Annotated in this window: 16 protein-coding genes; 9 read left to right on the forward strand and 7 right to left on the reverse strand. The window is 48.2% G+C overall.

What is annotated here, in order from left to right:
- Nucleotides 1-31: 31 nt before the first annotated feature.
- Nucleotides 32-208, reverse strand: coding sequence for a DUF3606 domain-containing protein (locus FBF61_RS01520; RefSeq protein ID WP_138475400.1), 177 nt, complete (start codon nt 206-208; stop codon nt 32-34).
- 200 nt (nt 209-408) lie between these two features.
- Between FBF61_RS01520 and FBF61_RS01525 the strand changes: the two genes are divergently transcribed.
- Genes FBF61_RS01525 through FBF61_RS01535 form a run of 3 tightly spaced genes read left to right on the forward strand, consistent with a single transcriptional unit; the run spans nt 409 to nt 2,735 of the window.
- On the forward strand, nt 409-783 hold the full coding sequence (locus tag FBF61_RS01525; RefSeq protein WP_138475401.1) for a BlaI/MecI/CopY family transcriptional regulator: 375 nt from the start codon (nt 409-411) through the stop codon (nt 781-783).
- Between the two features lie 11 nt (nt 784-794).
- Complete coding sequence (locus FBF61_RS01530) at nt 795-2,129, forward strand: M56 family metallopeptidase (protein WP_138475402.1); 1,335 nt, start codon at nt 795-797, stop codon at nt 2,127-2,129.
- A gap of 6 nt (nt 2,130-2,135) precedes the next feature.
- On the forward strand, nt 2,136-2,735 hold the full coding sequence (locus FBF61_RS01535; protein ID WP_138475403.1) for an OmpH/Skp family outer membrane protein: 600 nt from the start codon (nt 2,136-2,138) through the stop codon (nt 2,733-2,735).
- Between the two features lie 18 nt (nt 2,736-2,753).
- Here the strand turns inward: FBF61_RS01535 and FBF61_RS01540 are convergent, their stop codons facing one another.
- From FBF61_RS01540 to FBF61_RS01555, 4 genes are read right to left on the reverse strand one after another with little or no spacing between them, the layout of a single operon-like run.
- Nucleotides 2,754-4,637: an aldolase/citrate lyase/malate synthase family protein gene (locus tag FBF61_RS01540; RefSeq protein WP_138475404.1), complete on the reverse strand. Its 1,884-nt coding sequence runs from the start codon at nt 4,635-4,637 to the stop codon at nt 2,754-2,756.
- Nucleotides 4,638-4,673: 36 nt separating this feature from the next.
- Nucleotides 4,674-5,258, reverse strand: coding sequence for a LutC/YkgG family protein (locus FBF61_RS01545; RefSeq protein WP_138475405.1), 585 nt, complete (start codon nt 5,256-5,258; stop codon nt 4,674-4,676).
- A 44-nt stretch (nt 5,259-5,302) separates the two neighbouring features.
- Nucleotides 5,303-6,679: a lactate utilization protein B gene (locus FBF61_RS01550; protein ID WP_138475406.1), complete on the reverse strand. Its 1,377-nt coding sequence runs from the start codon at nt 6,677-6,679 to the stop codon at nt 5,303-5,305.
- Nucleotides 6,676-7,413, reverse strand: a complete 738-nt coding sequence (locus FBF61_RS01555) for a (Fe-S)-binding protein (RefSeq protein WP_138475407.1) — start codon at nt 7,411-7,413, stop codon at nt 6,676-6,678. The genes FBF61_RS01550 and FBF61_RS01555 overlap by 4 nt, the downstream gene beginning before the upstream one ends.
- A 251-nt stretch (nt 7,414-7,664) precedes the next feature.
- On the opposite strand from FBF61_RS01555, the gene FBF61_RS01560 reads away from it, so the two are divergent.
- Nucleotides 7,665-8,828 (forward strand): beta-propeller fold lactonase family protein, encoded by a 1,164-nt coding sequence (locus FBF61_RS01560; protein WP_138475408.1) that lies wholly within the window; start codon nt 7,665-7,667, stop codon nt 8,826-8,828.
- Between the two features lie 3 nt (nt 8,829-8,831).
- Here the strand turns inward: FBF61_RS01560 and FBF61_RS01565 are convergent, their stop codons facing one another.
- Together FBF61_RS01565 and FBF61_RS01570 are read right to left on the reverse strand one after the other, a co-directional pair.
- Nucleotides 8,832-11,129, reverse strand: a complete 2,298-nt coding sequence (locus tag FBF61_RS01565) for a penicillin-binding protein 1A (protein ID WP_138475409.1) — start codon at nt 11,127-11,129, stop codon at nt 8,832-8,834.
- Nucleotides 11,130-11,234: 105 nt separating this feature from the next.
- A complete protein-coding gene (locus FBF61_RS01570) occupies nt 11,235-12,119 on the reverse strand; it encodes a sugar phosphate isomerase/epimerase family protein (RefSeq protein ID WP_138475410.1) in 885 nt (294 codons plus the stop codon).
- Between the two features lie 409 nt (nt 12,120-12,528).
- Here FBF61_RS01570 and FBF61_RS01575 point away from each other — a divergent pair, with 409 nt between their 5' ends.
- The 5 genes from FBF61_RS01575 to FBF61_RS01595 all read left to right on the forward strand — a co-directional run bounded on the left by FBF61_RS01575 (nt 12,529) and on the right by FBF61_RS01595 (nt 21,881).
- Complete coding sequence (locus FBF61_RS01575; RefSeq protein WP_138475411.1) at nt 12,529-16,359, forward strand: malectin domain-containing carbohydrate-binding protein; 3,831 nt, start codon at nt 12,529-12,531, stop codon at nt 16,357-16,359.
- Nucleotides 16,360-16,550: 191 nt separating this feature from the next.
- Nucleotides 16,551-16,886: a PadR family transcriptional regulator gene (locus FBF61_RS01580; RefSeq protein WP_138475412.1), complete on the forward strand. Its 336-nt coding sequence runs from the start codon at nt 16,551-16,553 to the stop codon at nt 16,884-16,886.
- Entirely contained in the window at nt 16,883-19,516 is a 2,634-nt protein-coding gene (locus tag FBF61_RS01585) for an ABC transporter permease (protein ID WP_229214877.1), read from the forward strand. Before FBF61_RS01580 ends, FBF61_RS01585 begins: the two co-directional genes overlap by 4 nt.
- 135 nt (nt 19,517-19,651) lie before the next feature.
- Complete coding sequence (locus FBF61_RS01590; protein ID WP_138475413.1) at nt 19,652-20,764, forward strand: hypothetical protein; 1,113 nt, start codon at nt 19,652-19,654, stop codon at nt 20,762-20,764.
- The gene (locus FBF61_RS01595) at nt 20,748-21,881 is read left to right on the forward strand and encodes an Ig-like domain-containing protein (protein WP_138475414.1); all 1,134 of its coding nucleotides are present in this window, start codon (nt 20,748-20,750) and stop codon (nt 21,879-21,881) included. The genes FBF61_RS01590 and FBF61_RS01595 overlap by 17 nt, the downstream gene beginning before the upstream one ends.
- Nucleotides 21,882-21,990 lie beyond the last annotated feature (109 nt).

Genomic DNA, 21,990 nt, shown 5'->3' on the forward strand with positions numbered 1-21,990 from the left:
TTTTGCCGATGCACAATTACTGGTTACCAACTTACCTCGTAAAATAGTCCCGAACGTCATCTGCGGACACCCCTACTTCTTTAACGGCCTGCCGAAGTTCCGCCTCTGTTATTTCCAGCGCGTGGGTCCAGAAATCGATATCGTACTCCTCGTTCAGGTTTATCTTGCTCCCGTCGGCCGATCCGGTCTCTATGCTGTTGTCTGCCATAACATTCTTGATTTAGTGTACGTACTTTTAGTCAGCGCGCTAAAAAACCATTCCATGGGTAGCAATTAGGAAAGTGAAATCAAAAAACACCATTGCAAGCACATAAAAACAATACTCCTAATTATTTAGTTTGCAAACTAAATAATTAGGAGTATCTTTGGATCATCAGTTTACCTTATGCTGAAAAATATCAGTTTTTTATGGAAATAAGATCCCTGACCCGTGCGGAAGCCGAGATCATGAAAATTTTATGGCAACTCGAGAAGGCTTTCATTAAAGACATTCTGGCCCTGATGCCGGACCCCAAACCTGCATACAATACCGTTTCCACTTTTATCCGGATACTCGAAAAGAAAAATGTGGTAGGTCATACTACGTATGGAAATACACACCAGTATTTCCCGCTGATCAGCGAGGAAGAATACAAGCGCCATGAAGTACAGCAGCTAATGGCTAATTATTTTGATAATTCGGTAGAAAACCTGGTTTCATTTTTTGTAAAAGACAATCATCTCAAGACCAAGGATTTTGATGAAATCATGAAGTTTATCAATGAAAACAAAAGCAAACAATAACACGGATTTTCATGGAAACGATATCATATTTACTGAAAGTCAATCTGTATTGGGTATTATTTTACGGCTGGTACTGGCTGATGCTTCGCAACCATACATTTTTTAAGCTGAACCGTTTTTTCCTGGTCATTTCCTTACTACTGTCGCTGCTATTACCATTAATAGAATTTCCTGAAATTGTAACTTTGGCAGCTCCTGTGCCGAATAATATTTCCGGTTATTATTCTTCCCCGCAAACAGTCATACAAAGTGTTGATGACCAGCTTCATTGGGAAATTTTTGCTTTTGTTTTTTATGCTGGTATTGCATCCTGTTTATTGTTGAAATTATTAAGAGGGTTTTACCATTTGGGACTGCTGATCAGAAACGGAGAGCGCCTGCAATTTGAAAATTACACCCTGGTCCTTTTACCCGAATCATCCCCACAATCGCCGGGGGTAGGCTCGTTCTCGTTTTTCAACTGGCTCATCGTTTCCAGTCAGGATTATGACCGGAACCTTGACACGATTATTCAGCATGAAACGGTACACATCAGGCAGTTTCACAGCTTTGATATCATTCTTATTGAAGTTTTGAAAATACTGTTCTGGTTTAATCCGGTGTTATGGTTGTACAAATCTTCCATCCGTGAAGTGCATGAATTCCTGGCCGACGAACAGGCTGAAAACCGCGATTCCTATGCTGCATTTTTAGTTTCTTATGCGCAGAAAAATTCCGTAGCATTCATTACCAATCAATTTTTCAACGCTTCACTGCTCAAAGACAGGGTCAGGATGCTATATAAAAACCGGACATCAAACCGGCTTATCTATCAATATCTGGTGGTCGTTCCGGTTATAATTCTGGTCGTTTTGATAACAGCTGCAAGGCCAGTTGTAACGACCCATATTGAACCGAAAAATAAGGAGAAAACGACCGCGTTTTTAAACGCAAACAATGCCCTGACAAAACCTGATTCCACAACAAACACTGCCAGGAATTCAGAAATTGTAAGAACAAAAAATACATTCTCAAATAAAACATCAAGCCGGATAACCAAGCTGCCCGATACAACCATTAAAAAAAATAATTCAATTGAAATTCAGAAACTAGAAGTTCAGGATACAGTCTTTGCAGAGAACCATAACAAAAAGAGGTATTTTACTAATTTTAATTTGAAACAGATTAAAGTAGACGCACCAAATACATTTTTTCCTACACTATCGAGTTTTCATAAATCGGTTAACAGAAATGTAAAATATCTAAAAAACCAACCGCCAAAAACGCAATTAAATATGGGTTATAGTATGCTGAGATATGTCTATCCCTACCCGCCCGTCAAAATAGATACAATCTTTTTTCCCTAAAAACTGATGAAATACATATTTCTTTTGCTGACGTCTGTGCTTATGCAGATATCGGCAAGCAGGCAAAGCTTTGCCCAAACATTAAAAGTCGGATTTGTTGACCAGCAAATGGTGTACAGTAATATGCCCGAATTTCAGAATTTCATGAAGGAAATTGAAGCGAGTTCTGCCAAATACCAGGATATCCTGAAAGAAAAATACGATCTGTATCAGCAAAAAATTGAATTATATCAAAAGAGTGTAAAAGATAAGGCAGCGGAGCCCATCCTGAGGGACAAGGCGACGGAGCTGGAGAACATCAAAAAATCAATCGAGGAATTTCAGATGAATTCGGAAAATGATGTCCGGTCTGCCTACCAGAAAAATTTCACGCCTGTAAAAAACAAGGTAGACAAAGTCATTGCCGAATATGGAAAGGAAAATGGATATACCTATATTTTCAGGCTGCAAATTGAGGAAGGAATTGGGGAATCCCGTCCATTTCTGCTTTATGCCAACGATCTGAACGATGACATTTCCAAACAGATCATATTGAAATTGGGTATTACCACACCTGTGAAAACTGCCGAAACCAAGCTGGGACTGTCGAGGTACCTCAAAAAATGAGGTACCTGCGATTTTCAATTATTCAGTAAAGTCGAAATTTCCGGTGATCCGGGTACCGTCCTTTTTAAATGCATCCACATAAGCCTGTATCCTTTTTTTGGCAACGTCCAGACTAAGGTTATTGAGGTTAATATTCAGCAGATCAATAAACCATGGAAGCTTTTCTTCACTGTTGATATATACCACGGCAATTTCCCTCGCTATCGGGAGCGTCGTTGTTTTTGATTCTTCGTACACGTCCCTGGTGTCGGCTTTCAGCAGTTTGTCGTATTCTTCTTCCAGCAATTTTTGGAATAGTTCCATCGTGAAAACGTCCCCGGCTTTGATCCCCGTCTGAGTATCATCTTCGGTTATGACCGCACTTTTGTGCACCCACTCCCACAGGATGCTCAGGCGGATTTCCCCCGTCGCCATATCTTCCATGAGGTAAAGAATATCATCATTCCCGAAGAAATCGGCTGGTTTGAGGGCCGCCGCCTGCATTCCCTGTCCGAAAGCATTGCCATATTGTATAGCAACGCTCAGGAGATTTCGCGCGCCCCGGATCGTAGTTGGCGCCTGCTCGATCAATATCAGGCCGTCGGCATCCTCCTGTGAATAGCCCAGTCGCGGAAACTCCCTGCCGAGCTGATTGGCCGCGCCCGCTTTTTCCCAAACAGGCCGCACAATGTTCACCATTTTCCAATGTGCCACCCACTTTCCGCTTGCTCCTTCACGTTGTTCGCGCTCGGCGCCAGCCACTGCTTTTTTCATACTCGCAGCAACACCTTCCTCAGAGCCAACGGGGATATTCGGCTCCATTCCGCCCTGCCAAAGCGCGTAATTCCCGTTGATATCCGGCGTGTTCACGGTACGCCTCACGCGGTTTTCGTAATTCCGCATGTAGCCGTAAGTCATTGTAATGCCCTCAATATCAGGATTCACAAAACTTTTATCCCACGACATCGCGTCGGCCACGCTGTTGATATAATCCCAACGTCCGGTATTATATCCTACAAAGTGTTTCCCGAGGGCCGCCCGGATCTCCATCAGCTGGTGTGTGGCTTCAAGCTGCTCCACCAGCACGTATACTTTAATGGTACCGACTGGTAATTCCAGGTGGTTTTCCAGAGCAGACAGCATGTCGTTCCAGAGGGCAGCTTCTCCGGCAGTCTGGATTTTGGGCAGGTATAGAACAACGGAGGAACCCGCTTTTTGTAACTCCTGGTAATTATTTACAACATACAATGTCATATCGACAATCGACGCGGCCATGGCCACACCGTCGACGTCGAGCATGTGGCGGTCGTCCAGATGAAGGCCGCGCGCCCTAAAAAGTTTGGTCGTAAAATCGAGTTGCTCACGCCAGTCGGTGATAATGCTATGGCCAAAAAAGCTCATCGACCACCGGTTCATTTCGCCCGCCACGACTTGCGCCGCCTTCAGAAACACAGGATCCTTACTGATCGCAAGTTTAAGGTTCCGCTGGTTATCCAGTGACATGGTAGTGATCTGCCCCAGGGCATCCTCGCCATCGAACATCCAGCCGTCGGCACCGGAAAGCAGTGCATAAGCGACATTTCGGATGCTGTTTTCGACGGGTGCATTGGGCTTGGCAGCCGGGCCCGTGCCCTGTATCCATTGTCTCTGAAGATCCGCCGGGATCACTGCGCCCTCAAATTTACCTTCCCTGGCATCTTTTACTTTTATATTGGTACGGGGAATAAAACTCTCCGGGTCCAGGAACGTGATCCTCCTCTTCTGCTGTGCCCGGTCGGCGCGGCGTTTGATACGCGCAACCATGGCCTCCTTGACGTCCTTATTAAAATGAGCCAGGAAAGAAATTGCCGCCAGCGCCTCGGGCGTATAAATATCACTGTAAGTTTCCTGTAAGTTACCGCTGATCCTGATGTTGCCTGTCATGTGAATTGAAAACGTAATATCGAAATGATTAAAATTTTACCGGATGATGTAAACTGTCATGGTTAATGGTCCGTGAGCACCCAGCACGAGTGCCTGTTCGATGTCCGCTGTTTTGGATGGCCCGCCGATGAACCCGCCGAAACCATAATCGCCCAGCCCTATCCTTTCGTAGGCTTCATGTAAAGTCGGGACTATACTTTCTGCCGTGAGCACTACCGCCAGGTGCTGGCAGATGTAGGGGATAATACGCTGACCCATAACCTCTTCGGTAAGCCACACCGCACCATTTTCCGCAACCGAAAAGTGCCCTCTGATAATGGCGAGCTCCACATCTTCATACAAATGCGGATCAATAGCCGGTGCTATCAGCTCGGCAATATCCTGCATTTCGGGGAGAGTGGTGGCGATGCGCTTGGTGGTGTCAAACTGTTCGGCAACCATGCTTTTCACAACTTCGAGGTCATCAACCAGATAGGCTGCCCCTCCTATGGTCTTGAAAATATCGATGTATTTCCGGACAGTATCGTCATCGCCTCCTTTGAACATGCCGATGTCCGGCAACGGCATACTTTCAGGCTGATTTTTTAAAACTGCTTCCAGGATTTGTTCTCGGGTCGTCATTGTTTTGTGTTTTTATTGCCACGGATCCACGGATTTACACGAATCTATTTTTCGTTTTTGGCGTACCATTCGGCGAACGATTCTTTGGGGCCTTCGGGCATTTCGCGTTGTTTGTACCACGGGTTGAATTTGTTGTTGACGACAAACGGGATGTTGTGTAAAAACCACCGCCCTGCCTTTCCGGCTGTCGAAAATTTTTCCGGGGAAGCCAGCGTCCAGGCCATCGCTTTCATTCCCAGCGCTTTTGTATTGGCCGCGTATCCTTCTTTTACAATAACCTGCCGCCATTTGTAAAGCTGCTCATGGATGTTGATCTTCACCGGGCAGACATTGGAACATGAACCGCAGAGCGTGGAAGCGTAGGGCAGATCGGCGTGTTTTTTCATGTCCAGGTTAGGCGCCAGAATAGCCCCTATCGGCCCGGAAATGGTATTATGGTAACTGAGTCCGCCACTTTTTCTGTACACCGGACAGGTATTCATGCAGCCACCGCATTTGATACATTTCAGGGAATTCCGAAAATCCGTTCTGCCCAGCTGCCGGGTACGCCCGGCATCCACAAGTATCAGGTGCATTTCCTGTCCCTCCCTCGGCTTTTTGTAATGACTTGAATAAATCGTGATCGGCTGGCCGGTAGCGCTTCTCGCCAGTAACCTCAAAAATACGCTCAGGTGTTTTTTTTGCGGGATAATTTTTTCCAGTCCCATCGATGCAATCTGTACTTCTGACAAATGGGCACCCATATCGGCATTTCCTTCGTTGGTGCAAACCACATATTCACCCGTCTCAGCCACCGCGAAGTTAACGCCCGTCAGCGCCCCGCGACGGGTCAGAAATACATTGCGCAGATGTTTGCGGGCAACCCTTGTCAGTAAAGTAGGGTCCGACAACCCTTTTTCCGTGCCCAGGTGCTCATGAAAAAGCTCGCCGATTTCCTCCTTCCTTTTGTGGATGCAGGGCAATACAATATGGCTTGGCGGCTCATTGTCAAGCTGCTGAATGTATTCTCCCAAATCAGAGTTAATTACACCAATCCCCCGCTCTTCCAGGTACTCGTTCAAATGGCACTCTTCCGTCAACATGGACTTGCTTTTCACCATTTCTGTAATCCCCTTTGCTTTCAGAATGGAGTAGACAATCGCATTATGCTCATCGGCATTGTTGGCCCAATGTACCTTTACACCATTTTTAGTGAGGTTAGCCTCAAATTGCAGCAGGTAGTCATGCAGGTTTGAGATCACATTGTTTTTGATCTGCGAAGCCGCTTCCCGAAGCGCCTCCCATTCCGGGATCTGCTTGGAGGCGATGTCTCTTTTTTCCCTGATGTACCATAAGGCGCCATCGTGCCAGTTCACGCGCTCCTCATCTTTGATAAAATCCTCCGCCAGTCCGGCATGGTCTTTTGTCTCCGTCTGTTTCATACTGTAGCGTTTAAAATCTCCGCGATGTGAACCACTTTAACTTTGCTCTTATTTCTGTGGAGAATCCCTTCCAGGTGCATCAGGCACGATAGATCTGACGATGTAATGTATTCCGCGCCGTTCTTGCTGTGATCGGTGACCCGGTCTTTTCCCATTTTCACGGATACGGCTTCCTCAGCCACACAGAAAGTCCCGCCGAAACCGCAGCATTCGTCAGGCCTGTCCAGTGACACCTGTTCCAGCCCGCTTACCATATTCAGGAGTTGCTGAGGTTTGGAGAACGGGGCGGCATTGAGTTCAGTCATCTGGGACAGATATAGTCCGCGCAGCCCGTGGCAGCTGTGGTGAATCCCGACTTTGTGCGGAAATACAGCATCCAGCTTCTCAATTTTAAGAACATCGGTCAGGAATTCAACCAGTTCGTATATTTTCCCGCGGATACCCTCCGCTTTTCCCTCGTTTTCCGCCGAATGAAGGTGATCTTTCACATGCAGGACGCAGCTGGCCGAAGGGGCGACGATATAATCAAATTCGGCGAAGTTCTGGATAAAAAGTGCATCGCAATCCGATGTCAGGTGCGCAAAGCCCGAGTTGGCCATGGGTTGCCCGCAGCAGGTCTGCTTCGCAGGGTAGACAACCTCCACGCCCAGCTTTTGAAGCAACTGAAGAGTGGCCTTGGCGGCATCGGGATAAAACTGGTTTACATAACAAGGTATGAAAAGTCCTACTGTCATAATATATCCGGTTACAAACATATACCAGAAGACTTTAGCGCGGTAAATTATACTGACAGGCTGTTCTAATATTGTCCTTTTTCTAGGTTTTTCATTACTATTTCACCAGACTTCATCCTGTTTGTCTGATGCCATGCCACAATATACTGTGATGAAAAGTTGCCGGCGCTATATCCCGAACACCATTGGAAACGGTATCACGGAGAAAGTATAATATGAATTTTTTGCTCTTTGCTTTTCTAAAAAAGACTATGACGTCCCGAAAAAATATTCTCGTATTCCTCCTGAGTGGATTGTGCCTCTTGTCCGCAACGGCCTCCACTCCTTTCCTCAAAAACGCCACCCCCGGTAAAGCTGCGCCCAAAGTACGGAAGTACCTTTATGTGGTAACGCCCGGCGTCCGGAATTACCTCGGTTATGGTGGTCATGGGATACAGGTTTTCGATATCGATAACAACCACCGATTTGTCAAATTCATTGAAACGCCCGCCGGCCTGAACAAGGAAGGAAAGCCCTCCAACGTAAAAGGCGTTGACGTGAGCCTGGCCACCAACTGCATCTATATCAGCACACTGGAAGCCATTCAATGCATTGATCTGATCACCGAAAAACTATTGTGGGAAAAACAGTACGAAGGAGGAGTCGACCGCATTTCCATTTCCCCCGACGGAAAGATCATATATGCTCCTTCACTGGAAAAGGAGTTCTGGAACGTACTGGATGCAAAAAACGGAGACATCATTAAGAAGATCGTAACCAATTCGGGATCACATAACACGATTTATGGCCCGGATGGAAACTTTGTATACCTCGCTGGACTCAAATCCCCAATGCTGAATGTGGCAGATACGAAAACGCATACGGTTACCAAACAAGTCGGTCCGTTTACCGCTGCCATTCGCCCATTCACGATCAACGGCTCCCAGACGCTGGTATATGTGAATGTGAACGGGCTACTTGGATTTGAAGTCGGCGACCTCGTTACCGGCCAGAAACTGCATCGCGTGGTGGTGGAAGGCTTTGATATAGGCGAAGTGAAAAGGCATGGCTGCCCGAGCCACGGCATAGGCCTCACGCCCGACGAAAAGGAAATCTGGCTCTGTGACGGCTTCAACAACCGCGTGCATGTATTTGACAATACGGTAATGCCGCCCGCACAAAAAACGTCCGTCACCACCAGAGACATGCCAGGCTGGATCAGTTTCAGCATGGACGGTAAATATGCCTACCCTTCCTCTGGCGATATCATTGACGTAAAAACCCGGAAAATCGTAACCACACTGGAAGACGGTGACCACAATGCAGTACAAAGCGAAAAAATGGTTGAAATCCATTTCAGCGGCAGCAAGCCGGTCGCAGCAGGCGATCAGTTCGGCATCGGGCAGTTGAAAGCACGTCCGAATACAAACAGGTAACGGTTAAAACAATACGCCCTCATCATCAGAACGTGCAGGCGGGATGTAGGTGCCCGTGCTGTCCGTAGTGATTGTGTTACAGTTCTTTACGTAATTCTCGGGCTTGACGAACGGTCCTTTCCGGTATTGGATCAAGGTCTGATCGTTGTATACCTTTTTCATAAAAGCGCCCCAGGCTGGCATCGCCACACGTCCCCCCTGCCCCAGCGCAATGGTACGAAAGTGAATGCTCCTGTCCTCACCGCCTACCCACAGGCCCGATACAAGATGCTGGGTCATACCCATAAACCAGCCGTCCGAATGGTTTTGGGATGTACCGGTTTTCGCGGCGATCTCATTGCCCTGCGTCACTCCGTACTGGCTGAGCCGGCCAGCCGTACCACCCGGATCTTCCACGGCGCCCCGCATCAGGTAAAGCATGTCGTAAGCAGTATTCTCGCTCAGCTCCTGGTTTTGCTTTTCGTGAAATTCCTGCAATACATTACCATACCTGTCCTCAATTTTCAGGATCGTCATCGGTTCCGTTTTGTAGCCTCCATTGGCAAAAGAACAATATGCCCCCACCATTTCATACACAGAAACGTCGCCGGTACCGAGGCATAACGCCGGCGTAGCGGGCAGTTCGCTGGTAATACCCAGCTTGTGCGCGTACTGCACTACGGCATCCGGCTTCACCATTTTCATGATATAGGCACTCACGGAGTTAACTGATTTCCCGAGCGCCTGCCTTAGCGACAGCGACTGGTAGCTGAATGAGTCTCCGGTATTTTTAGGTGTATATTCTCCGTCCACGCCATCGGCAGGCCCGAAAGTCACAGGTTCGTCCATCACATGATCGCAGGGTGTCAGAAAGTTCTTATCGATGCCCGCCACATACACAAACGGCTTGAAAGTAGACCCCGGCTGGCGTCTTCCCTGTTTGACATGGTCATATTTAAAATATTTGAAATTGATCCCGCCTACCCACGCCTTTACGTGGCCGTTCCTCGGGTCCATGGACATCATGCCCGCGCGCAGAAACCGTTTGTAATATTTAATGGAATCCACCGGGCTCATGGTCATTTCCTTTTCTCCGTCCCAAGAGAAAACCCGCATTTTGTAAGGCCTGTTCATCACTTTCCATGCCTCTTCCTCCCCTACCAGATTTTTTAGCGTGATAAAGTACGGCAACCTCCTCACCGCTTTATCGATAAACCCGGGCATTTCCCTTCCCCTGTCATCAATCCAGGGGTTACGGCCTTTCCAATGCTGGTCGAAGATCTTTTGCTGTTGCTTCATGTGCTCCCGGATCGCCTCTTCCTGGTATTGCTGCATTCGGGAATCGATGGTTGTATAAATCCGCAAACCACTGGTATTCAAATCTATATTGGATCCCGTTTCTTCGTTATATCTTCTTACCCAGGCTTTCATGTAACCCCGCATCGACTCACGGAAATAAGGGGCGAGGCCGGTATTATGCCCGTCAACCGTGAATTTCAGGTTCAGCGGTTTTTCTTTAAAAGTTTCAAAATCTTCGTCAGCCAGATAATCATACTTAGCCATTTGAGCCAAAACCGTATTTCTGCGGTTCAACGCATTCACCGGCAGCCGCAAAGGATTGTAAAGCGTAGGGTTTTGCAGCATACCCACCAGCAGCGCGGCCTCGTTAACAGTCAGATCATCGGCTTCCTTGTCAAAATAAGTTTTGGCGGCGACTTTGATCCCGTAGGTATTGTTACCGAATGAAACCGTATTGAGATACATCATCATGATCTCCTGCTTGGTGTATTTCCTTTCCAGGACCACCGACAGTATCCATTCCTTAGTTTTGGAAATAATGGTTTTGACGACCGGTATGCCGCCGAGGAACCCTCTGTATTTTTCCGAGCGTGTCTGAAAAAGGTTTTTGGCAACCTGCTGCGTGAGCGTGCTGCCTCCGCCTGAACTCGTATTCACGGTCAGTATACCTTTTGCAACACGTATCAGGCTTCGGGGGTCTATGCCCGAATGGTCCTCAAAACGTGCGTCTTCGGTGGCGATCAGCGCATTGATCAGGTTAGTCGAAACTTCGTCGAAACCTATGGGCGTGCGGTTCTCCGTAAAATACTTCCCCAGCGATTTACCATCTTCTGAGATCACTTCCGACGCCAGTTCGCTTTTGGGGTTTTCAAGGATTTTGAGGTCGGGCATTCCGCCGAACAGCCAGAGAAAATTTACGCTTACAGCTAGTACGAACAGGATAAATGATAGCAAACCCAGTATGCTGTATCTCCACAAAAGAACAATTTTACGACGGTATTTTCCGGGCTGAAATGCAATCATCTATATTAATTTATCAAAACTCACTGGGACAAAGTTATCGGGGTTTAGTGTGAGTTACAAGCCTATTTTACGTATATCGGATTACGTTTTTCGGTATTTCCGGCCTCACCCAATAGCTGCGACCATCTTATCAAACACCGCCCGCTGCTCTCTCATCGACTTGATCTTATCATCCGGATTGGTATGGCATTCCAGTAATACCCAGCCTTTGTAGTTCATTTTTGCAAGATTATTGAGCAGTTCCGTATAGGGGTAATCGGTATTGCTCAGCTCACGGACGTGACAGGTGTCACCAAAGTATTTCTTGACGAGATCGAAATTAGATTGAAATCCCTCGCCGTTCAGATCCTCCTTGTTGCAGTTCCAGCATATAGTTGCATTGGGGTGATCGGCGTAATCCATGATCTTTTTGACGTTGGGAAGTTCCTGGGTTTGCTGCCCGTGCACTTCCAGGCGCAGTTGCTGCCCGAAATCCGAAGCATACCTGGCCAGTTCATTCAGCGACTTCCCGATCTGTTCCAGCGTCTTCTCAACCGGAACATCCTTATGTAACGCATTGGGTTTCACCTTCACACCTGACCCGCCAATATCCGCACCCAGTCTGATAAACTCCTTCGTCCGCTCTATCGACGCGCGTAGTTTGTCCTGGTCGGGGTAATCGTACTGCTGGTTCGTACCCAGCCCCACGATCTGCACCGGACTGTCCGCAAATTTCTTTTTTACTTCCCGTCGCTCGGCGGCGGTAAGCTCCGGCATCACCTTGTGCGCATGCTCCACCCGGAGCTCCACACCGTGGATTTTGGTATCCGTGCAATTTTTGATCAAAGTAGGCACATCCCAGTCTTTGCCCCACTGATAGGTAACCAGGCCGAGCTTCATTTTCGTTTTCTTCCATTCCACGTCTGCCGCAAAACCCTGGGTGGAAAGTATAGACATCCCCGTCAAGACCGAGAGGTTTTTGAGAAATTGTTTTCTATCAATGTTGGACATTTTCCTGAGGTTAGGTAAGTGATACTTTGCTTAAAGCATAAAGCGCTGACGCAGCAGAATTTAATGCTTTTACCTATTTTTCATCCCGCTGCAACCGGTAGGCCTTGCTGTTCAGCATCTTGCGGTGACATATAAAAATGCTTTTCCAGGCTATTTTGGCACAAAATTTGCATATATACACCCAATCAACTTTCAATCTGTTTCCATCTATTAAATCTGGTAGCAACCGATGCACCTCAGACCATCCATACGGAGCCCCATCCGGCTATCAGTCCGGACTTAATATGCTTTTAATCAGCTTATTAAACTACAAAATTAAGTACATTTTACGATTACTTTGCCCAAAACACCCTGATATTCTCAACTCTACACTGTGTGGGAAAATGTACCACATCAAAAAGGACTTTTTATGAAATTTACAATTTTTACTTTACGGTCTCTCTTTTTTTTGTCCGTTTGCTGCAACCATGCTTACAGTAAAACCGCACCGGAAAAAACATCGTCACCAGCCACTCGGGAGGCGTCCGGAAGCGCCGCACCCCTGCTCGCAGGCTGCACCCCTTTCAGTACTATGGAATGTGCCGACCTGAAGGTCAACCTGCCTTTTACTTTGTCATTTGCATCTGCGGTAAGCGGTACGATCGCCGATAAAAATGGTCAGGGAACAGGTTTCAGAACTGTAAATACCTATTCTGGTACCCGGCTGGCGGCAGATGGTTCGCCCAGTGTCGTGGACGTACCCGGGTATGAACCATCCAAACTGACCCTCGGTAGCGGCCGTCTTCAGATCGTGACCAACAAAGGGATTGATTTTCTAACTAACAACAACCAGATCAATGCATTGGGGGTAAGAGTGCAGACCGTGAGCAAGTTTCAGCTGGAAGTAAAACTTGTCAATCCATTCAACGGCGCCCAGTCTCAGCAGGCGGGGCTTTGGTATGGTCTGAACGACAAAACGTTTGTCAAACTCGGTGTCAGCGGAAACAGGATAGAGCTGAGAAAAGAGACCAATGACGTGTCCAGCTCGATAACCGGCACCGGAAATCCCGACCAGCGCCGGACAGAAACCGTCAGCAATCTCAATACACAGACGGTCTGGCTGAGATTGGTCGTGGATGCCGCCACCAACACCGTGGAAGGTTTTTATTCCACCAATGGGGTTAATTATATCAGCACCGGCGCATTGTATTCAACACCAACCCTGAACATCGCGGGAATGGGGCTGACCTCGGGTGAAGTTTATGCCGGTATATTTTCAACTCACCGTAACGGCACTGCCGCGGTAACCTACACCTTTGACGATTTTGCAGCCACGGACATATCGGCAGCGGCACCGATCAGCGCGAAAATCAATTTCCGCCCGAGCGGAAGTGCTGCACCCGCAGGTTACACGGCAGATAACGGACTTCCTTTCGATGCAGCACGCAAGTACGGCTGGATTATTGCTTCCTCCCAGCAGCCATCGAATTACAGTGCTAACATGCGTTTGAGATCAGGGACGGGAGATGCCAGGCAGCTTTCTCTCGTACAAGTACAGTCGGCTACCGACAATACGGCGCCGGGTGCCTGGGAATATGTTGTCCCCAACGGCTCTTACCGCGTGGTTGTCAGTGCCGGTGACAACAATTATTATAACAGTAACCATCAGGTCAATGTAGAAGGGCTTCCTGCTATCAGCGATTTTACCCCTTCTGCCCAGAACAAATTCCGGGTTGCTACTGCGACCGTTCAGGTAAGCGACGGAAAACTGACGCTTTCTGCGACCGGAGGTACCAATACAAAAATAAACTATGTGACCATTGACCCTGCCAACGCGGTCAATGATGCCGTGGCTCCTGTGGCCAGCGCCCGATTCACCGGCAATCTGATGTCAGCGGGGGTTTACGATGGTCCTGTGAAAATATTTGCCACCGCGACGGACGCGGGCGGATCGGGGCTGAAAACGCTTCAGTATGCATTGAACGGAGGTGGCTATACCAATTACACCGAACCATTTAATGTAACCACTCCCGGAAGTTATACATTGCGGATCAGGGCTACGGACGCCAACAACAACGAAACGGTTACCAGTGCCTACAACTTTTCCATTTACGCGCCACCCGCCGCAAGCCCATATATGGTCTTGAAAAATATGGACAATTTTCCGGCAAACGATCAGCTTGTATTTTCCAGAATACAAATCCCCTGGAGACGGACATCGCCCGCAGTAACACCTTATAACAGAAACCATGATCAGGTGACGCTCAGGATCAGCAGCGCAGGAGCTTCCAGTCTGGTTGTAAACAGCTTATCTTTATCGAACCCGTCGGCCTGGCAGATCGTATCGGTCAACAACAATACCTCGCCAGCCTATCCACTTACAATCAATACGCCCAATTTTGCAGATGTAGTGATCCGGTTTACTGCCGTGGATGCTGCCACGCGGGTGCGGATATTTCACGATTCCCTCACGATCGTGAGCAATGACAATGCGACGCCCGCAAAAAAAGTGGCCCTGCACGGGTTGTACCAGCGGCAGGGTGAGGGCCGGAATGAACCTTATGCGCAGGAAATTATCAATGCGTTCGGTTTTACATCTAATACGGGCTACACGGCAACCGACGGCTCAATTATGGGAAGCACCGTCGTACCTAATTCCAACGAAGTTACTGCTTCATATTTTGTAAGGGCAGATAACACCAAGCCGGTGACGGTTTACCAGCTGGCAGCATACCACGGCTGCTGTGCTTCCGTGGAATCTTTCAGGTACTTCAACAAAGGCTCGGGCTCAAATACAATCCTGTTCACGCATGATCCGCTGGACGGCCAGTCGCTGCTTCCGCATCTCAGGAATTCCACCACGCAGCTGGCCACCGGGACATTCTCACCAGCCGGTTCATTCGGTATGAGGCTGGCGCTCTCTTCTTCCGACCGTACTCAGAATGGCGGTAGTCTGATCGGTCTTCGTTTTATCAAAGTGCTGGATTCCAACGGGAATGTGGTACCGAACGCTTATTTCGTAAACCACGATTATATCAACAATTCCTCCACAAACTACGATTACCAGGATAACCTGTTTTACGTGGAAAATATAAAACCGGAAGCCGGAACTGTCAATTACTCGACGCTTGAGGCCATTTCTTCATCGGCAGTAAATTTCAATCCAACCTTGACCGGGGCCAATACAGCAGTGAATGTCACGCTCAAAAACCAGGGGCTTACCTATGCGAACGGTTCAAGTGATCCGTCTATTCTAGTGAAAAACATCCGGATAGCCGGGCCCAATGCCAATGAATTTTCCGTAGGAACACTGAGCTCGATGACGATCCCTGTTCAGGGTACCACACCATTGAATGTACGGTTTGCACCGACTTCGGTAGGTATCAAAAATGCGGTGCTGCTGATCACTTACAACAATTCGCCATTGCCCCTGCGCATCCCGCTTTACGGTATCGCCAATAGTTCCACAGCGACGGTCAGCACGGTCAGGCGGATCAAAAGCGGATCCAATAGCAGCCTGACGGTCGGCGGCAATGTATATGAATCCGATCAGGCTTTCCGTACCGGTTCCGTTCAGCTGGATACGCAAACACCTACTACGAACGTAGCCGGAACAGACATTGACGCCTTATATCAGACTTATCTGTCTGCCAGCGCAAATCTGGCCCAGACAGGCTACAACATTCCGCTTGCCAACGGTAACTATCTGATACGCATGCATTTTGTGGAAAATTTCTTTACCATTCCAGGGTCAAGGGTTTTCAGTGCCACGATAGAAGACCAGCCTGTACTCTACAATCTGGATATTTTTAATGAAGCAGGTTACCGGGCGGCCCTGGTGAAAGATTTCAGTACGACTGTGGTCGGCGGTGTTCTGAACATCAGGTTCAACCCGTCCGTCAACAGGGTAGCGCTGGCAGCTGTTGAGATATTCAGCGTTAGCGGCAGTGGCGCAAGAATGGGCGCGGAAGAACTGGTAAGCGATTTTGAAACCGGGCCTAAACAGATCAACGTTTATCCAAACCCCGTTACAGGAGGCATTATCAACCTGAATGCAAACAATTTTGGTAAAAATGAAAAAATAACTGTTTCTGTCACCAGCATTTCCGGTCTTACAGTCCAGAGCGAGACTCTGACCACCGACAGCGAGGGCAGCGGAACCATTGCGCTGCACATCAACAGTAGTATGACGAAAGGGATTTATATCATCAGCGCGTCTGACGCCAAGGATGTTGTAAGGTCAAAAATTGTTATCGAATAAATAACCCGGGATTAAATAGCTACGGAGGAATGATGGTTTGAAGCCACATTCCTCCGTTTTTTTGCCCCCTGCCACCATTTTTCATCCCGATAATTTCCAAAAAAAGTTTTTTACATACAAAACATGAATTAATAAATTCATTTTACATACATTTAGATACTTAATTCATCTGAACAATTGTAAAAAGTAAAATGAAGGGCACCAACCTGGGCGAATTTGAAGAACTTGTACTGCTTACCATTGCAGCATTGGTCGATGAGGCATATAGCGTCGCGATTTGCGACGAACTGGAAAAACATACGGGCCGCTCGGCCAAGCTAGGTGTGGTACATGCTGTACTGAACAGGCTGGAAGAGAAAGGGCTGGCCAAAAGCAAGCTGGGCGATGCCACAAGTGCCCGGGGCGGCAAACGCAAGCGCTACTACGAAGTTACCCACTCCGGCAAGGTGGCACTTACCCGTTCCAAAGAAGTGCGCGAGTCGATCTGGCGTATCATTCCCGGCTTTAACCTGGAAGGATCAATATGAAAATCCACGATACTCCCCCGCCCCGACCTCCCCGCTGGGCACAACGTCTGCTGAGCTGGTACTGCAAACCATCCCTGCTCGAAGACCTGCAAGGCGACCTGAACGAATATTTTGAAAGAAACCTCAAAAACAAAGGTGCCCGACGCGCCCGGTTGATCTATGTTATTGACGTACTGAAATTTCTTCGCCCCTATACCATCCGAAAACCCGAATTCCTGACCCTTTTAATCCACTTTATGATGATAGGCAGCTATTTCAAAACCTCGCGCCGCAGCCTTGTGCGCAACAAACTGTTCTCGTTTATCAATGTGTTCGGGCTGGCGGTCAGCATGTCTGTCGGACTGCTTGTGATCGCGTTTATTTCCGACCTGTTCTCCTATGATGATTTTCACGAAAAGAAAAACCGGATTTACAGAGTGATCACTTCACATCAACCTGCCGGCCAACGGGAGATGAACTTTGCTTCCACCTCGGTAAAGGCCGGAAAGTCGATCAAAGAATCTGTACCGGGCGTCGATGACCTGACAATCCTGCGGAGCGGGTTCAGCGGTGATGCTGCCGTGGGCTCAAAAACATTGCCCGTTGAAGGTCTTTGGACAGACCCTTCGTTCCTGAGAGTTTTTAGCTTTCCGCTTATACAAGGCGATCCGGCGAGTGCGCTCCGGGAACCCTATTCGCTGATAGTAACCCAAAAAACAGCACAGAAATTATTCGGCAGTGCAGATCCTCTGGGAGAAATAGTGAGATTCGATACACTAAATTATACGGTTACAGGCGTCATGGAAGACATTCCCAAACTTTCACACCTGCAATTTGAAGCGCTGGTTTCCTTTCAAACATTGGAATTGCAGCAAGCCAGGGACCCGAATTTTACCAGCTGGGAAAATATCTGGCAAAATTATGTCTATATCGCCCTGCCCGAAAAAAGCACGCCGGAGATGATCAGCAGTTCACTGGATAAAATCAATAAACATGAAAATGCTGCGCTGCAGCAAAAACAAATCTCAATATCCTTACAGCCCCTCAAACAGGTCGTAACCAGCGGCGGACTCTCCAATTCCATTGGCCCTACGGTTAACGCTTCCCTGCTATGGATACTGGCCGGGCTGGCTTTTGTCATCATCCTTTCGGCTTGTTTCAACTATACCAATCTGTCTATTGCGCGGTCACTCCGGCGAACCCGGGAAGTAGGCATCCGCAAGGTCATAGGCGCGTTGAAAGGCCACGTGCTCGGCCAGTTCATCACCGAATCCGTCATCATTTCAATGCTGGCGCTGGCGTTTTCTTTTACATTATTCCTGGTTTTACGGAAACAGTTTTTATCCCTCGATCCCCACCTGGCCAGGCTCGCTTCATTCGATATTTCGCCCGCCATGATAGGCTACTTTATTGGGCTGTCGGTAATTACGGGCATTGTCGCGGGATTTTTTCCAGCTTTGTTCTTCTCCCGGGTCAATGCGATCCAGGTGATCCGGGACTCTTCTTCGCTGAAAGTGTTCCGCCATCTCAGCATGCGCAAAGCGCTGATCGTAACGCAGTATACAATTTCACTGATCTTTATCACCACCACGCTGATCGGCTACAAACAGTACCGGGGCATGCTGACGTTTGACCTGGGTTATACCACCAGAAATATCGTCAACATGAAATTGCATGGAAACAAACCGGATCTTCTGAAAAAAGAGCTGGCGGAGATTCCCGAAGTAGCCGGAATTTCAAAATCCATGATGGTAACAAGCCTGGGAAGTGCGCACGGTGCGCAGGTAAAATACGAAGACGCCAGGGACTCGGCTATGGTGTGGCAAAATCTGGTGGACGAAAATTATCTGCCTCTGCACAAGCATCGGCTCCTGGCAGGAAAGAATTTTGCTTTAAGACCCAAAAAAGGCGAAGACAGCGAAGTGATCGTCAATGAGGAACTGCTGAAACGTTTCGACATCGCGAAAAGAGATCCGGAAAAAGCGCTGGGGAAAAACATTATAGTCGACGGCAGAAAGCTCACGATTGTGGGCGTTCTCAAAGACTTTCATTATGGTACGCTGGAAAACAGGATCGAGCCGGTGATGCTACGCTATTCGGCAGACGAACCCTGGGGTTATCTCAATATCAGCATCAATTCCAAAGACCCCGTTGCGACAATGGCAGGAATAGAAAACGCCTGGCGTAAAATTGACAAGGTACACCCGCTGGATGCGAAATTTTACGATGACCAGATCGAGGAAGCTTACAGCCAGTTTTCAGTCATGATCAAGGTGATCGGGTTCATCACATTTCTGGCGATCTGCATCGCTTCGATGGGATTGTTCGGTATGGTGGTTTTCACCACAGAAACACGTCTGAAGGAAATCAGCATCCGTAAGGTACTGGGGGCCAGCGAAACGGGACTCGTGTATCTGCTGAGCAAGGGTTTCCTGCTTTTACTGACCATCTCCGCACTTATCGCGCTGCCGGTCACTTATCTGTTTTTTGACAAGATAGTCCTGCAAAACTTTCCGTATCACCAGCCCATCGGCGTGCAGGTGCTATTCTCCGGACTGTTGGTAGTGATGCTCATCGCTTTTTTCCTGATCGGTTCGCAGACATTGAAAGCATCCAGGCGCAATCCTGCCAAGGTGCTGAAAAGCGAGTGACGGCCGGCCTGCGTTTTTTGGCAAAAGAAAAACCCATTGCTGGTTTGGCAAGATAGTTATCCCAGGCTGCTGAAAATGAGTAGTATAAACATGAAAAACACTTTTGTCATACAACTTCATTAAACTGATTCGGATATGAAAAAGATGTATTTTCTGCTGGCTGTGGCTGGTGCCGGACTGGCATTGCTCGCTACTACGACCCGCTTCACGCACCCGAAATACGGTTTTACCATCGGCACTCCCGAAATCAAATCGATCAATTCGCTGGCTTTCGGACCTGACGGGGTTTTGTTTATCGGGGATTCCAAAAGTGCCACGGTTTTTGCTGTGGATACCAAAGATGCAGCGGCGACCAGCCAGGCAGCGGCGATCGAGATCAAAAACATTGACCAGAAGCTTGCAGCTCTGCTGGGAACTGACGCCCAAAATATTACCATCCAGGATATTGCTGTAAATCCGCTTTCCAAAAGTGTTTATTGCGCTGTGCAGGGCAGCGACGGCACGCCCGTTCTGTTCAAGATCGAAGGAGATAAAATTACGGCTGTTAGTACCAAAAACATTCCCTTTTCCAGCGTGGCCCTCAATGATGCCCCGGCCGAAGATGCGAAAGACAAAAGAGGTAATCCGGTGCGGGTAGCGGCTATTTCCGATCTCGGCTTTGCAGACGACAAAGTGCTTGTGAGTGGACTGTCAGGAAAGGAATTTAACTCTGTTTTCCGCAGCATCCCATTTCCTTTTACCAATAAACAGGATCAGGCTACGCTCGAAATCTATCATGCCGCGCACGGAAAGTACGAGACACTCTCACCGATCAGGACTTTCACAACGGCCGAAATTGCCGGGAAAAAGTACCTGGTTGCCAGCTACACCTGCACGCCGCTGGTATTGTTCCCGCTGGACGAACTGAAACCCGGCACACACGTCAAGGGCAGGACGGTTGCCGAAATGGGAAGCGGCAACTCGCCTATTGATATGGTAACAATGAAAAAAGGTGGTGAATCATTTTTGATGATGGCGAATTCCAGCCGTCCGGTGTTTAAGGTAAAATACAAAAGCATTGAAACCTACCAGGGCTCGCTCACTACACCCGTGGAAGAAAGTTTTGCCACCGCCGGCGTGGATTTCGTATCGCTGCCGGTGACCAATGTAATCCAGCTCGACAAGCTCGACGACACCCGGATGGTCCTGCTCCAGCGCAGGTCCAACGGCAGTCTTGACCTCTGGACTTCCAGTGAAAGATATCTGTAACCAAGTCGCCAAAAGAGAGAAGATCGCGCCATACGTCAGGTATGGCCTGGTCTTTTTTGCTTTTGTGCTGATTTACGGATGTAGTGGCAAGCAGAATGACAAAATCACTTTTCAATGGAAGGACAACAAGGCTACGGGTGTTTTCATACCCAAGCACATTATCGGCAACATCAGGCCCGACTCGTTGAACCTGATCGAAGTCAGTCTGGTAACCGGCGAGAAACCCGTGGCCATTCTGGGCAACTACAATGCGGAAAACAATGCAGTCCTGTTCCAGCCGCTGATCCCGTTTACCCGCGGGCTCCACTATGACATCCGCCTGAAAGGTGAGCAGATCGCCCGTTTTGAAATCCCTCCCGCCGATCCCGCAGACGCCCCTGATCTTTCAGCTATTTTTCCTTCGCAGGACACATTACCTGAAAATCTCCTGAAGATTTACCTGCACTTTTCGCGTCCCATGCGCGAAGGCCAGTCGGGTAAGTATGTCGTTTTGGTAAAAAATAATACAGATACCATCCGTGGCGCTTTTCTCGATCTTCAGCCCGAGCTTTGGAACGAAAACCGGACTGTACTCACGCTTTGGCTGGACCCGGGCAGGATTAAACGCGACCTTCAACCCAATCAAACATTAGGCGCGCCCCTGCAAAAAAACGCAGCCTACCAGATTACCATTTCCCCCGAATGGCAAGACGAAACTGGCGGGAAGCTTTTGAAAAATTACACCAGAACTTTTGTAACCAGTGAAAGAGACAGTCTTTCTCCCAAACCCTCCGACTGGAAAATAACACCACCTAAAGCCGGTACAAGCCAACCATTCAAAGTGGATTTCCAGGAACCGCTCGACCATAGCCTGTTGACCGAAACTTTGACCATACTATCAGAAAACGGAGTTCACATTCCCGGAAAATGGCAAATTGGCCCCAAAGAAAAAACAGCAGCATTTACACCAACCCAACCCTGGAATCCCGGAAAATTTAAACTAAAAATCCAGCCTAAACTGGAAGACCTGGCAGGGAATAATCTGAATCGGCTGTTTGACCGGGATATCAGCCGGAAAATGTCAGCACCTGATCCTCCCAAAAATTCTTTTGAAATACTTTTCGCCGTTTCGGAATAATGAAGGGCTAATTGGCGGATGAAAAAAGCAATGTTTGACGTTCGCCGAGCGATAACGCTGGTGTCGTCATCCTGAGGGCAGTCGAAGGTCGTTACTGGCTCGGCACACG

The sequence above is a fragment of the Dyadobacter bucti genome, from assembly GCF_005869225.1.
Lineage (GTDB): Bacteria > Bacteroidota > Bacteroidia > Cytophagales > Spirosomataceae > Dyadobacter > Dyadobacter bucti.

Coding starts and splice junctions, on each gene's coding strand:
- FBF61_RS01520 (WP_138475400.1), bottom strand. CDS start 208: ATGGCAGACAACAGCATAGAGACCGGATCGGCCGACGGGAGCAAGATA.
- FBF61_RS01565 (WP_138475409.1), bottom strand. CDS start 11,129: ATGATTGCATTTCAGCCCGGAAAATACCGTCGTAAAATTGTTCTTTTG.
- FBF61_RS01555 (WP_138475407.1), bottom strand. CDS start 7,413: ATGACAGTAGGACTTTTCATACCTTGTTATGTAAACCAGTTTTATCCC.
- FBF61_RS01550 (WP_138475406.1), bottom strand. CDS start 6,679: ATGAAACAGACGGAGACAAAAGACCATGCCGGACTGGCGGAGGATTTT.
- FBF61_RS01570 (WP_138475410.1), bottom strand. CDS start 12,119: ATGTCCAACATTGATAGAAAACAATTTCTCAAAAACCTCTCGGTCTTG.
- FBF61_RS01530 (WP_138475402.1), top strand. CDS start 795: ATGGAAACGATATCATATTTACTGAAAGTCAATCTGTATTGGGTATTA.
- FBF61_RS01580 (WP_138475412.1), top strand. CDS start 16,551: ATGAAGGGCACCAACCTGGGCGAATTTGAAGAACTTGTACTGCTTACC.
- FBF61_RS01590 (WP_138475413.1), top strand. CDS start 19,652: ATGAAAAAGATGTATTTTCTGCTGGCTGTGGCTGGTGCCGGACTGGCA.
- FBF61_RS01585 (WP_229214877.1), top strand. CDS start 16,883: ATGAAAATCCACGATACTCCCCCGCCCCGACCTCCCCGCTGGGCACAA.
- FBF61_RS01560 (WP_138475408.1), top strand. CDS start 7,665: ATGACGTCCCGAAAAAATATTCTCGTATTCCTCCTGAGTGGATTGTGC.
- FBF61_RS01575 (WP_138475411.1), top strand. CDS start 12,529: ATGAAATTTACAATTTTTACTTTACGGTCTCTCTTTTTTTTGTCCGTT.
- FBF61_RS01545 (WP_138475405.1), bottom strand. CDS start 5,258: ATGACGACCCGAGAACAAATCCTGGAAGCAGTTTTAAAAAATCAGCCT.
- FBF61_RS01525 (WP_138475401.1), top strand. CDS start 409: ATGGAAATAAGATCCCTGACCCGTGCGGAAGCCGAGATCATGAAAATT.
- FBF61_RS01535 (WP_138475403.1), top strand. CDS start 2,136: ATGAAATACATATTTCTTTTGCTGACGTCTGTGCTTATGCAGATATCG.
- FBF61_RS01540 (WP_138475404.1), bottom strand. CDS start 4,637: ATGACAGGCAACATCAGGATCAGCGGTAACTTACAGGAAACTTACAGT.